Here is a 13,725-nt window from a genome sequence, read left to right as displayed (position 1 = left end):
CCAACAAATCCAGCTGAGGAAAAACAAAAAGAAGAAACACCAAAAGTTTCAGATAAACAAGAAAAGCCGGTTCAGCCAGAAAACTCAGGAAAAGAAGGGATATCGGTATCACCTGCAGAGGAGAAACCAAAAGAAGAGAAGCCATCAGTTCCAGAGAAACAAGAGAAACCAGTACAACCAGAGGCATCAGGGGAACAAGGTGACTCAACTCAGCCATCAACGCCTGTAAAACCAGAAGCGAAAGAGGAACAAGGAGATTCAGTCCAACCATCAACGCCAACAAACCCAGCTGAGGAAAAACCAAAAGAAGAAACACCAAAAGTTTCAGAGAAAGAGGAGCAACCTGTACAACCAGGAACGCCGGCGCAACCAGAGGTATCTGGACAGCCATCAACGCCTGTAAAACCAGCTGAGGAAAAACAAAAAGAGGAAACACCAAAAGTTTCAGAGAAAGAGGAGCAACCTGTACAACCAGGGACACCGGTGCAACCAGAGGTATCTGGACAGCCGTCAACGCCTGTAAAACCAGCTGAGAAAAAACAAAAAGAAGAAACACCAAAAGTTTCAGATAAACAAGAAAAGCCGGTTCAGCCAGAAAACTCAGGAAAAGAAGGAACTTCGATAACTTCATCTGGAGGAAAAGAGGAAACTTCGTATGTATCTGATAATAATCCTGTATTAACAAGAAAAACAAAAACATTGTTCTTAGAATCTCTTGATAAAAAGGTGAGTTTAGAATTGTACGATGTTTCTATAGATGATATAGAATTTAGAGCAGTAGAGATAGAAGACGAAAAGGAAATAAATGCTGTAAAAGATAAGCTACAAGGTAATAAGAATGTAAGAATATACGATTTAAGTTTACACAAAGGTGGAAAAGAAATATCCTTAAACAACAATAGACTAGTAAGAGTAGCTTTAGCAGAATATGAAAATAAAAATATAGAAGTATATCATGTAGAAAAAAATGGAAATCTAACAAAAATTCCCTCAGTCATAAATAACGAAAATGTAGAATTCTACATAGATCACTTCAGTCAATTTGCAATAGTATCAGATAAAAATAATCTTTCTAAAACAGACGCTCAAAACACGATGTCTAAAGAAAACTTATTAAAACAACAGAGTCTTCCAAAAACAGGAATGAGTAATACTAATGATTTTTCATTATTGGCTATAATAAGTTTACTTGTATTAGTCTTATCAAGAAAACAAAAAGATAGTATGAAGTAGCATTTTTTGTTATATAGAATTATTGTATGAATTCGTACATAGTAGTTTTTGAAACCTACTTTTTTACAGGAAAAAGATATGTTGTATAGGGAAAGATGATAAAAGCGATTTATTGTCAAAGAAGGTAAAACTATGTTATAATTAAACTACAACATAAAAGGAGCAAATAATTATGGTAAATATTTATGATAAAGCAAATGAATTTGAAAGAGCATTAAGAGAATCTGATGAGTATAAAGCCTCATTAGCAGCATCTGAAGAATTATACGCAGATGAAGAAGCTAACGCTTTATATACAGAATTTGTATCAAAACAAAAAGATTTAATGGAGTCTGCTCAAGCAGGAAATGAACCTACAGAAGAGGAACTATCAGTATTTGAAGGGATTCAACAAAAATTATTAGAAAATGCTAAATTCTTAGAGTTTGTACAAACTCAACAAAAACTACAATTTTTAATAGAAGACTTAAATAAAGTAATGTACAAGCCTTTAGATGAACTTTTCGAAAAATACGGAAACAAATAGAAGAAGATATAGAACAGAGGGCTGCCCCAAAAGTCCTAAAATTTAACAAAGTTCATATGAAAACTCATAGACGCAGTGATTTATTGATATTTAAATTCGCTTCATAAAAACTTTTTAGGTATCTAATAAACCACTGCGGAAAGTGATTCGACAAAATCGATTTCTCTGAAATCGCGATTTTTGAGTCACTCTCTTCGTTTTACTATTTAAAAATCACCTAGGAAACTAATTTTCTAGGTGATTTCTTTATATACATTTAACTTTTATTTATCTTTGTTTTCTTCAACATAATCTATTAATTCTAATGTAAGATCATATCTAAAGAATGGTGTTATTAGGTAAATTCCTTTAAAGTGTTTTAAAGCAACATCTAGTAGCTTTTTACTTTCTTCTAAAGCAATTTTTTGGCAAAGCTCCTTGTCATCTTTTACTTCTTCTAATTTAGCTAAGAATTCTTCTGATAACTTGATACCAGGTACCTCATTGTGTAAGAATACAGCATTATTGTAGCTAGTAATTGGCATTATACCTACGAAAAATGGTGTATCTGGATAATCAGCAGCAAATTCCGCTAATTGCTCAATTTTTTCAGATTCAAAGACAGGTTGTGTAATAAAGTAATCAGCACCTGCTTTAATTTTCTTCTCAACTAAACGTTTTGTTTTACTTAAGTCACGAACATTTGGGTTATATGCTGCAGCAACTGTGAAGTTTGTAGTCTTTTTCAGAGAAGCTCCGTTATATCCAAGTCCTTCGTTAAGTTGTTTAATGAAAGGAATTAACTTAAGACTAGTCATATCATAGACACTAGTAGCTCCAGGGAAGTCACCAAGTTTACTTGGATCACCAGTAAGAGCAAGGACATTATTAATTCCAAGAAGATCAAATCCCATTAAGCGAGATTGTAGTCCGATAAGGTTGTGATCACGACATGTTAAATGCAGGAGTGTAGGTGTAGAAATATGCTCTTTAAGTAATGTAGCTGCAGCTAAATTACAAATTCGAGTGCTAGCTAAAGAATTATCTGCTAAAGTTATAGCTTCGATATTTTTTTTATCTATCGCTTTTGCACCTTCGATAAATTTATCTACATTTAAATGTTTTGGTGGATCTAGTTCAGCTATTATTGTTACTTGTTTTTTCACTTTATCAACAATTGTTGGTTCGTTATGAGCTACTCTTACAAGTTCTTCTTCTGCTGGTAAAGGTGTGATTATTTTTCTTCTGACTGGTTTTAAATCTTTTATTCCTTTTTTTATAGCACGAATATGCTCTGGAGTAGTTCCACAGCAACCGCCTATTAATCTTACACCTTCTTCTACAAGTAACTTAGCACTTTGTTCGAAGTAAGCTGAATTTTTTCTAAAACGGTATTCGTTACCATTAATAGTTTGTGTTAACTGTAATAAGCTGGCATTAGGATATGCTGATAGATAGCTCTGCGCAAATAATGGCACTTGTTTTAAACTTTTTATCATATGGTAGGGACCTAGATGACAGTTTAAACCAACGATATCAGCACCTAAATTAACAAGTACGCTTAATGCATCAGTTACTTTTTCCCCATTTTGAGTTATACCTGCTTCTAATAATGAAATATTAGTAATAATAGGTAAGTCAGTTAATTTTCTAACTTCAGTTAAAACAGCACGAATTTCTTCTTGATCGTAGTAAGTTTCAAAAAGTAATGCATCAATTTTACCTGTTGATAATAATACTTTTACTTGATCAAGTGTTTCATTGACAATTGTTTCTAATGATAGTTCACATTCACGAAGTCCCCTAATAGCTCCAATAGTACCGAAAACAAAAGTGTTTTCTCCAGCGGCTTTACGAGCTATTTCAGCGGCGCGAATATTAATTTCTTCAAACTTGTCTTCATAACCATAAGTTTTAAGCTGACACTTCTTTGCAGCATAAGTATTTGTTTGAATTATATCTGCTCCAGCTTCGATATAAGCCTTATGAATTTTCTCTACAGAATCTGGATTAGAGATATTATTATATTCATGACAACTTTCCAATCCATTACTATGGAGAGCCGTACCCATAGCCCCATCGGCTACGAGTACATCTTGTTCTAATCTCTCTAATAAGTTTCTCATGCGAACCTCCTATTTAGCGGAAAGTTCGTTTCTGATTTCTTTAGTTACTTCAACTAAAACTTCTAATGCTTCGATAGTTTCTTTTTCAGCACGTGTTTTTAATCCACAGTCAGGGTTAATCCAGAATTGTTCTGTAGATAATTTTTGAAGTGGACGTAAGATATTAGTACGTACTTCTTCTTTTGTTGGTACACGTGGAGAGTGGATATCATAAACTCCAAGTCCAATACCTAAAGGATAGATTGCAGTTTCGAATGCAGAGATTAATTCTCCGTGGCTTCTACTAGTTTCGATAGAAATAACGTCAGCATCTAATGCGCGGATAGAATCGATAATTTCATCGAAGTTAGAATAACACATATGTGTGTGAATTTGTGTATCATCTTGAACTGATGAAGTAGCTAGACGGAATGAGAATACTGCTTCTTCAAGATATTTTTCTTTTTTGTTGTCTCTTAGAGGTAATCCTTCACGGATAGCTGGTTCGTCAACTTGGATAATTGTAATTCCAGCTTTTTCTAAAAGTTCAATTTCATTTTTAAGGGCGATAGCTATTTGGTTGAAGATTTCTGCTTTAGAAATATCAGTTCTTTCAAATGACCAGTTTAGAATTGTAACTGGTCCAGTTAACATACCTTTAACAGGACGGTTAGTTAAGCTTTGAGCATAAGCAGTTTCTTTAACTGTAACAGCTTCTACGTGTTTTACATCTCCGTAAATGATTGGTGGTTTAACCCCACGAGAACCGTATGATTGAACCCAACCGAATTTAGTTGAAGCAAATCCAGCGAAACGTTGTCCGAAGAACTCAACCATGTCTGTACGTTCGAACTCACCGTGAACTAATACGTCGATATCAAGATCTTCTTGGATTTTAATCCAACGAGCGATTTCTTCTTCAATGAATTTTTCATATGCTTCATTAGATAATTCACCTTTTTTCCATAGGGCACGTTGTAGACGTACTTGTTTAGATTGTGGGAATGATCCGATTGTAGTAGTTGGTAATAATGGTAAGTTGTATTTTTTGTTTTGAACTTCACGACGAACTTTGTAATCAGATGGACGAGTTGAACGAACATTTTCACTTGATTCTAATTCAAGGTTTCTGAAATCAGCATTTTGTAGTTTGTTGAAGTCTTCAACGTGTTTTGCATATGCTGCATCTTCTTTACCATCTAATTTGTTAGCTAGTAAGTTAAGCTCTACTAATTTCTGATCAGCAAATGCTAAACCATTTAATAATGTTTCTTCTAATTCAGTTTCATTTTTAGTTGTTACTGGTACGTGTAGTAATGAACATGAAGGTTGAATTACTAATTCAGCAACATTAGCTTTAATTTCTTCTAATAATGCAGAACTATCTTCGAAATCATTGCTCCATACGTTACGCCCATCAACAACTCCAGCAAATACTTCTTTATCTTTGAATAAACCAGCTTTTACATTAGCTAAGTTTTCTTCTCTTCCGTGAACGAAGTCTAAACCGAAAGCTACTGGTAAATCAACAAGTTTTTCAGCTTCTACTAATGCTTCAAAGTAAGTTTGGAAGATGAATTTAGCATCTACTTCGTTGTTGAAGTGGTTGTATACTTTGTGAGCTAATTCTACATAGTTTCTTCCTTCATCAGTAACAAAGATTGGCTCATCTACTTGGATGTAAGAAGCACCAGCTTCAGCTAATTCTTTAAATACTTGAGTATATAATGGTAATAATTTATCTACAGCTTTTTCAAATTCTCCTTCAGCTAGGCCACTAGATAAAGCAACATATGTAATTGGTCCAGTGATTACTGGTTTAGCTTTATCTCCTACGATTTCTTTTGCTTCTTTATATAAGTCTAATAGACGAGTATTGTTTAATTTAGGGTTAACATTTTCCCATTCTGGTACGATGTAGTGGTAGTTAGTGTTAAACCATTTTTTAAGTGCAGATGCAACATTATCTTTGTTACCACGAGCGATATCGAAGAATAAGTCTACATCAACTTCTCTTCCTTCAAAACGTTGTGGAATAACGTTGAATTGAACTGATAAATCTAAAATGTGATCATAAAGTGAGAAATCACCAACTGGGATAAAATCTAATCCAGCATTTAATTGTTTCTCGATATAAAGACGACGAAGTTTTCCTGCTTCTTCAAATAACTCGTTTTGACGAACTGTACGAGCCCAATATCCTTCAATTAATTTTTTCCATTCTCTTTTTTCCCCTAAACGTGGGTATCCTAAACTTGAGATTTTTGTCATTATTCTTTCCTCCTGAGATTTTCTCTTTTTGTGTATATTGAATTATAAAAATAAAAAACGCCCTTAAACAATATCTAATATTGTCTAAGGACGTGCGTTTTATACGTGGTACCACCTTATTTTATGGAAAATCTAAAATGATAAAATGAATTTTTTAGTTTTCCACCTCATTAAAATTTTAACGCTATTTTCTGCGTAATTATCTAACTTCTGCTCGATAATTAAAACTCAAAGACCATCTTCAAAAAAACTCATTAATCTCTTTTCAGCTACCGAGACTCTCTGGTGTAAATCCTTTTTTCTACTCATCTTATCCATGTAATAATATATTAATTTGTAAAAATATTTTTTTATTCAGTCTTAAATACGACAAAAGGGTAGTAACACAAGGGACGAAATGACCGTGTTACCACCCAATTTTATAATCTTAAAATAAATTTTAATCTTACCTCAATGATTATTAACGGTTATCAACCGGAACTAACTTATATATACTCATTAGTTCAGCTCTGTGACCATTTACAATACACTCAAATCCTTTTTTTCACCAACCAAAAGGTCTCTAATAATTAAGAAATATTGCTCTTCACTTCTTCGCTTTTTAAAACTGTTAAAGAAATATTAACATAAGATTTTTTCTTTGTCAACACTTTTTATTAAAAAAATTAAAAACTTTTTTCGGAATTGTCAGAAATCTAAGATAAGTCATATATATTAGTATATTTCGAAAATAATATTTTTATAATATCTATTTAAGAAATATTTAAACATTTACTAATAGTTAGTTAATATCTATAAGGTATACTGTATTCATCAAACAAAAAGTTTTGGTAATAAAGTATTAATTAAGAGGAGAAAAATACAAATGAAAAATAACTTTATGAAATCAGAGAATTTTACAAGATGGGCAATAAGAAAAGTTAGTGTTGGAGTAGTATCAGCAGCTGTTGCAAGTGGTATTTTTGTTATTATAGGGGGTGGAGAAGCACACGCAAGTGATAAACAATTGGATAAATCTCCAATAGTTGAAACTGTAAAAACGCAGGTAGATGAAAATGTAGTTACTAAACCAACAGAAAGAGTTGAATCAGTAGAATCAACAACAGTAAAACCTAAAGAAACTGATAAAACAGTCGAACAACCTGTAGTTGGAACAGATGGAGAAGCTAAACCTGAAGCAATAGACAATAATATTTTAAGTCTTGCTAAAGATACTGCTGATGCACCAAAAATGGAAACACCAGATATGACTACACACAAAACAACACCAGTTGAAGTTAAAAAAGCAGTTATGGATAATACAAAAGATGAAGTAAACGTACCAGCTAAATACTTAGATAAAGCAAACTTCCCTGGTCCATTCACAGCGGGAGTAAATCAAGTAATTCCTTATGAATTCTTCGGTGGTGACGGAATGTTAACAAGATTAATCTTAAAATCATCAGATAAAGCCCCATGGTCAGATAACGGAACAGCGAAAAATCCAGCCTTATTACCATTAGAAAAATTAGGAAAAGGATTATACTTCTATGAAGTAGACTTAGAAGGAACAAAAGGAAAATCAGATAAAGAATTATTAGATTTACTTAAAGCAAATGGAACACAAAGCTACAAAGCAACAATCAAAGTATACGGTGAAAAAGACGGAAAAGCAGATTTAACAAATGTAGTAGCTACAAAAGATGTAAATGTAAATCTAAATGGATTAACAACTGTTAACGAAGTTAAAAAAGCAGTAATGGACGATACAAAAGATACAATAGATGTACCAGCTAAATACTTAGACAAAGCAAACTTCCCTGGACCATTTACAGCGGGAGTAAACCAAGTAATTCCTTATGAATTCTTTGGTGGTGACGGAATGTTAACAAGATTAATCTTGAAATCATCAGATAAAGCCCCATGGTCAGACAACGGAACAGCTAAAAATCCAGCTCTTCCTCCAGTAGAGAAATTAGGACATGGATTATACTTCTATGAAGTAGACTTAGAAGGAACAAAAGGAAAATCAGATAAAGAATTATTAGATTTACTTAAAGCAAATGGAACACAAAGCTACAAAGCAACAATCAAAGTATACGGTGAAAAAGACGGAAAAGCAGATTTAACAAATGTAGTAGCTACAAAAGATGTAAATGTAAATCTAAATGGATTAACAACTGTTAACGAAGTTAAAAAAGCAGTAATGGACGATACAAAAGATACAATAGATGTACCAGCTAAATACTTAGACAAAGCAAACTTCCCTGGACCATTTACAGCGGGAGTAAACCAAGTAATTCCTTATGAATTCTTCGGTGGTGACGGAATGTTAACAAGATTAATCTTAAAATCATCAGATAAAGCCCCATGGTCAGATAACGGAACAGCGAAAAATCCAGCCTTATTACCATTAGAAAAATTAGGAAAAGGATTATACTTCTATGAAGTAGACTTAGAAGGAACAAAAGGAAAATCAGATAAAGAATTATTAGATTTACTTAAAGCAAATGGAACACAAAGCTACAAAGCAACAATCAAAGTATACGGTGAAAAAGACGGAAAAGCAGATTTAACAAATGTAGTAGCTACAAAAGATGTAAATGTAAATCTAAATGGATTAACAACTGTTAACGAAGTTAAAAAAGCAGTAATGGATGATACTAAAGATACAATTGACGTACCAGCTAAATACTTAGATAAAGCAAACTTCCCTGGTCCATTCACAGCAGGAGTAAACCAAGTAATTCCTTATGAATTTTTCGGTGGAGATGGAATGTTAACAAGATTAATCTTAAAATCATCAGATAAAGCACCATGGTCAGATAACGGATCAGCGAAAAATCCAGCCTTATTACCATTAGAAAAACTAGGAAAAGGATTATACTTCTATGAAGTAGACTTAGAAGGAACACAAGGAAAACAAGATAAAGAATTATTAGATTTACTTAAAGCCAATGGAACACAAAGCTACAAAGCGACGATCAAAGTATACGGTGAAAAAGATGGAAAAGCAGATTTAACAAATTTAGTAGCACTAAAAGAGGTTACTGTAAATCTTCATAAAGAAGCTATGGAAATGAAGAAAAAATCAGGTGAAAATATGATGACGGATCATAAAAAACATAGTTTAATGGATTCAAATATGAGTGAAAAACCTATGGATATGCAAAAATCAGATGTTATGAATATGAAAGCACATATGCACAAAGATATGAAAGCGAAAAATATGAACGCTCATATGAACAATGACATGATGAAAAAAGGAATGTTACCAAAAACAAGTGCAGCTCCAGAAGGAACAATGAATCCAACTAACTCAACAAATACTTCAACTATTGGAATAGTAGCTCTAATAATCTCTAGCTTACTAGGTTATTTAGGAATTAGAAGAAAAAATGAAATCGACTAAATAGAATGGGAGTGACTCAAAAATCGTGATTTCAGAGAAATCGATTTTGTCGAGTCACCCCCGCACAGTTTATTAGATATCTAAAAAGCTTTTATAAAGCGAATTTAGATATCAATAAACCACTGCGTCTACGAGTTCTCATATGAACTTTGTTAAATTTTAGGACTTTGGGGTAAGCCCCATATATTAAACGATTAAAATTAGTGTGATTTGATAGTAGTCTCTTTTATAAAGTTTTTTGAATATCTAGAATTATGTGGGGAAATCTCAATTATATTGATATTTTGAAAATAGTGAGAGATAGAACCTTGCAGAATTTAACAAAATAGTGCTATACTTTTAATGTATAGTGCTATTTTGTTAGGAGGAGTAGAGATATGATGAACAAAATTTTATTAGTAGATGACGAGATAGAAATAACGGAGATAAATAAAAGATATCTTGAGCAAGGTGGTTATGATGTAGATATTGCTAATGATGGAAAAGAAGCATTAGAAAAATATAAAAGAAATAAGTATTCTCTGATTATTACTGATATAATGATGCCAAATATGGACGGCTATGATTTGATTAGTGAAGTACAATATTTAGATACAGAGCAACCCTTTTTATTTATAACTGCCAAAACTACTGAGCCAGATAAGATTTATGCTTTGAGCCTGGGAGCTGATGATTATATAGTTAAGCCGTTCAGTCCTAGAGAGTTAGTATTAAGAGTTAGGAATATATTGCGTCGAGTCGAAAAAAATAGCACAGATAGTATTTCGACACTTGGGGATTTAGAGATAAATTATAATAGTAGAATAGCAAGGGTCAATGGAAAACAATTAGACTTAACGGTGAAATCTTTTGAATTATTGTGGTTATTAGCTAATAATCCAGAACGTGTTTTTTCTAAAACAGAATTGTATGAAAAAATATGGCAGGATGAGTATGTTGAAGATGCGAATACATTGAATGTACATGTTCATTCTTTAAGGAGAATATTAATGAAACACTCTACAGAGAAAACACCAAATATAAAGACAGTGTGGGGACTAGGCTATAAAATGGAAAAACAAGTTTAAAAATGGAAAGGAAATATAGAATGAAATTAAGAGATTATATTATTATTGGATATATTTTGTCATTTTTAATAACTATAGTTGCTGTATTTTGGGCTTCAAATCAAATGTTAATAGAAAAGCAAGATACCTATTTTATTGTTGCAATTACTGTGATTGCGGGGTTAATCGGTGCAACTATAAGTCTAGCATTACTAAAAGGTGTGTTTAAATCATTAGATGTGCTAAAGAAAAAAACAGTAAACATAAGCGAGAAGAGATTTGATATCAGCGATGAAGTGATACGACCTGTCGAATTTAGAGATTTGTCTATAGCATTTGATGATATGTCGGAGCACTTAAAAGAAAGTTTTGACTCACTAGAACAAAGTGAAAAAGAAAAATCTCTTATGATTGCTCAACTTTCTCATGATATAAAAACTCCTATAACCTCTATTCAATCAACAGCCGAAGGAATGTTAGATGGTATAATAAAAAAAGATGAATACAAGTACTATTTAGAAACAATTTGTCGTCAAACAACAAGATTAAATAAATTAGTTGAAGAATTAAATTACTTGACGCTAAGTGTGAAAGAAACTGATTCTGCAGATAAAAAAGAAACAATATTTTTAGATAAATTATTAATTGATTGTATGTCTGAATTTAAGTTAAGAGCAGAAAAAGAACAAAGAGATATTTTTATTAAAGTTATACCAGAAAATGCAAAAATAGTAAGTAATTATAATAAATTGCAAAGAATTATAGTTAATTTACTAGGTAATGCTTTTAAATATTCACCAAGTGGAACAAAAATAGAAATAGTTGCTGAAATTAAGGATGATATTCTATCTATTTCTATAATAGATGAAGGTTGTGGTATAAAAAAAGAAGAGCTTGATAATATTTTTAAAAGATTATATCGTGTTGAAGCATCAAGAAATATGAAAACGGGAGGCTATGGATTAGGATTAGCTATAGCAAAGCAACTAGCTATGCAGCTCAATGGAGATATTATAGTAGAGAGTGAATATGGGAAAGGGAGCACATTTACTTTGAAAATTTTGACAAAATAAATTATTCAAGGTATAATGAAAAAAAATCTATTGAGGAAAAATATATGTCGAAGTCGAAGTACATAACGCGTTTAAAACGTTCTGAAGGACAGCTTAGAGGAATTCAAAAAATGATAGAAGAAGAGCGAGATTGTATGGATATTATTACTCAATTAAGTGCAGTTCGTTCTAGTGTTGATCGAGTAATGGAACTATTAATTACTGAAAATCTTATGGAATGTATTAATAATCCTATAAAAAATCCTGATGAGCAGAAAGAAAAAATGGAAAAAGCCATAAGGTATCTAGTAAAAAAGAAATAAAAATAAAAGAAAGTCTTGTTCCGAAAAAAGGATCAAGACTTTTAGTTTTAACAATGAAATAAGTGATAGTAGCAGGAGCAGGGATGCGAATAAAAGGGAGTGTTAATAAAAATTAGTAAATTCTTTATGTTAATCAAAATTTACTAGTTTACATTATTTAATTTTTTATTTCTCCAGGCCAATTGTTCATGCCACCTTCAACATTTGTAACATCAAATCCTTGATCGTGTAAGAAGGCGTACGCTTTAGCAGAGCGACCACCAGCTTGACAAATCACGTAGTATTTCTGATCTTTGTCTAATTTAGAAAAATCTGCTCCTAAAGTAGTTAATGGGAAATTTTGAGCAGTAGGTATGTGACCAGCTACATATTCATGAATTTCTCTTACATCAAGAATAGTTATTTTTTCATTAATATATTTTATATGAAAATCTTGCATTGAAATATTATTTTTCATAAGTATGTCCTTTCGATATTAGTAAAATTTTAAAGAAGTTTTAATCTGAAAATTAGATGTGTTTAAGTATAAATATGGGATATAAAATTCTTTTATTTATTATTAAACTATTTTTCCACGCCATGCGTGCATTCCACCTTGAACATTGACAACGTCGAAACCTCTTTTTTTAAGTTTCTTTGCAGCTAGTTTGCTTCGAGCTCCAGATTGACAGATAACATAAACTTTTTTATCTGTTAGTAGAGAAAACTGATTTATTTCACTAAGTGGGATATTTTTTGCGTTTTTTATATGCCCCCTTCTAAATTCTCCTGGCGTTCTTACATCAATTAATTGAATATTTGTTTTAAGTTTATTTTCTAATTCGATAGTTGAAATACTATCTACTTTTGTGAATAGAAAAAACATTTATATACCTCCTTATATACCCTTATAGGGTATATTAAAACACTAACTAAGGGATTTGTCAAGATTATTGATTTTGGATAATAAAATGATAGAATATGAAATAACAACAAGAAATATAAAGAAGGAAGTTATATGCTTGACAAATTATAAGAATAGGAGAATAATGGAGTGGAGAATGACTTTCATTTTTATAAAAAACAACCAATGACTTAGGAGGAATTTCAAATGAAAAAAATATCAAAAATGGCAACGGCTAGTGTTTTATTATTCACATTAGCAAATCCATTAGGAGTTCTGGCAGAAAATAATGTAGAAAATATTTCTGCAACTAGCAATAATAAATTAACTCAAGACATCACAATTCAAGCAAAAGAGGTTAATGGGGGAATAGTATTTGAGCTAACTGCAGTAAAAGATACTTATAATACTGTTATTCATGCGACAATTAATGGACAAAAATTTACATATAACTTAGGTAATTTGAAAAAAGGTCAAGTTTCTAAGGTAGTTCAACCTGATGTGAGTGTCAACAGAAAAGACGCTAATGACGTTAATACTAATAAAAAAGATGCAGCTATCTCAAAGGAAAATAAATCAGAGAAATCATTGCCTAATACGAGTGTAGTAAGAGAATTGATAGAAAAAACAGTTTCATATAATACTGAATTAAATGGTAATGTAATAGAAGCTAACGTAGTATATAAAACATATGAATTAGTAGAAAAGAAAGATGAAAAACCTTCAGAGAAAGAAACAAAACCAGTTGATTCAAAAGTAGAAACTCCAACAGAATCAACTGAAGCAAAAGCAGAAGAGCCAGCAGCAGGAACTGAGCCGAAAGCAGAAGAACCAGCAACGACAACGCCGAAAGCAGAAGAACCGGTAACGACAATGCCGAAAGCGGAAGAACCAGCAGCAGGAACAACACCGAAAG

Annotated in this window: 10 protein-coding genes, 1 pseudogene and 2 other annotated features; of the genes and pseudogenes, 7 read left to right on the top strand and 4 right to left on the bottom strand. The window is 32.0% G+C overall.

Going from position 1 to position 13,725, the window contains the following annotated elements:
- Both RWQ74_RS08210 and RWQ74_RS08205 read left to right on the top strand, forming a co-directional pair.
- The coding region (locus RWQ74_RS08210; protein WP_314397805.1) for an LPXTG cell wall anchor domain-containing protein at positions 1 to 1,233 on the top strand (1,233 nt) is incomplete at its 5' end.
- 172 nt (positions 1,234 to 1,405) lie between these two features.
- Complete coding sequence (locus tag RWQ74_RS08205) at positions 1,406 to 1,759, top strand: YlbF family regulator (RefSeq protein WP_314397804.1); 354 nt, start codon at positions 1,406 to 1,408, stop codon at positions 1,757 to 1,759.
- A 263-nt stretch (positions 1,760 to 2,022) separates the two neighbouring features.
- On the opposite strand, the gene RWQ74_RS08200 is transcribed toward RWQ74_RS08205, so the two are convergent.
- Both RWQ74_RS08200 and metE read right to left on the bottom strand, forming a co-directional pair.
- Entirely contained in the window at positions 2,023 to 3,864 is a 1,842-nt protein-coding gene (locus RWQ74_RS08200) for a bifunctional homocysteine S-methyltransferase/methylenetetrahydrofolate reductase (RefSeq protein WP_314397803.1), read from the bottom strand.
- A gap of 9 nt (positions 3,865 to 3,873) precedes the next feature.
- On the bottom strand, positions 3,874 to 6,114 hold the full coding sequence (gene metE, locus RWQ74_RS08195) for a 5-methyltetrahydropteroyltriglutamate--homocysteine S-methyltransferase (RefSeq protein WP_314397801.1): 2,241 nt from the start codon (positions 6,112 to 6,114) through the stop codon (positions 3,874 to 3,876).
- A gap of 83 nt (positions 6,115 to 6,197) precedes the next feature.
- Positions 6,198 to 6,440, bottom strand: a binding site (T-box leader).
- A gap of 59 nt (positions 6,441 to 6,499) precedes the next feature.
- Positions 6,500 to 6,718: a binding site (T-box leader), on the bottom strand.
- 261 nt (positions 6,719 to 6,979) lie between these two features.
- Between metE and RWQ74_RS08190 the strand changes: the two genes are divergently transcribed.
- The 4 genes from RWQ74_RS08190 to RWQ74_RS08175 all read left to right on the top strand — a co-directional run bounded on the left by RWQ74_RS08190 (position 6,980) and on the right by RWQ74_RS08175 (position 11,926).
- Positions 6,980 to 9,505 (top strand): SSURE domain-containing protein, encoded by a 2,526-nt coding sequence (locus tag RWQ74_RS08190; RefSeq protein ID WP_314397799.1) that lies wholly within the window; start codon positions 6,980 to 6,982, stop codon positions 9,503 to 9,505.
- Positions 9,506 to 9,882: 377 nt separating this feature from the next.
- The gene (locus RWQ74_RS08185; protein ID WP_314397798.1) at positions 9,883 to 10,572 is read left to right on the top strand and encodes a response regulator transcription factor; all 690 of its coding nucleotides are present in this window, start codon (positions 9,883 to 9,885) and stop codon (positions 10,570 to 10,572) included.
- A gap of 20 nt (positions 10,573 to 10,592) precedes the next feature.
- A complete protein-coding gene (locus tag RWQ74_RS08180) occupies positions 10,593 to 11,624 on the top strand; it encodes a HAMP domain-containing sensor histidine kinase (RefSeq protein ID WP_314397797.1) in 1,032 nt (343 codons plus the stop codon).
- Positions 11,625 to 11,668: 44 nt separating this feature from the next.
- Positions 11,669 to 11,926 carry a metal-sensitive transcriptional regulator gene (locus tag RWQ74_RS08175; RefSeq protein WP_314397796.1) on the top strand — a complete coding sequence of 86 codons (258 nt, stop codon included), beginning with the start codon at positions 11,669 to 11,671 and terminating at the stop codon, positions 11,924 to 11,926.
- 157 nt (positions 11,927 to 12,083) lie between these two features.
- On the opposite strand, the gene RWQ74_RS08170 is transcribed toward RWQ74_RS08175, so the two are convergent.
- Positions 12,084 to 12,383 (bottom strand): rhodanese-like domain-containing protein, encoded by a 300-nt coding sequence (locus tag RWQ74_RS08170; RefSeq protein WP_314397795.1) that lies wholly within the window; start codon positions 12,381 to 12,383, stop codon positions 12,084 to 12,086.
- 102 nt (positions 12,384 to 12,485) lie between these two features.
- Positions 12,486 to 12,791, bottom strand: a complete 306-nt coding sequence (locus RWQ74_RS08165; protein ID WP_314397794.1) for a rhodanese-like domain-containing protein — start codon at positions 12,789 to 12,791, stop codon at positions 12,486 to 12,488.
- Positions 12,792 to 13,016: 225 nt separating this feature from the next.
- Here RWQ74_RS08165 and RWQ74_RS08160 point away from each other — a divergent pair.
- Positions 13,017 to 13,725 (top strand): annotated as a pseudogene (locus tag RWQ74_RS08160) (hypothetical protein); the annotation flags it as partial.

The organism is uncultured Gemella sp., from assembly GCF_963525165.1.
GTDB lineage: Bacteria > Bacillota > Bacilli > Staphylococcales > Gemellaceae > Gemella.
Note: the sequence above shows the minus strand (reverse complement) of the source record. Positions and strands in the feature narration are given on the sequence as shown.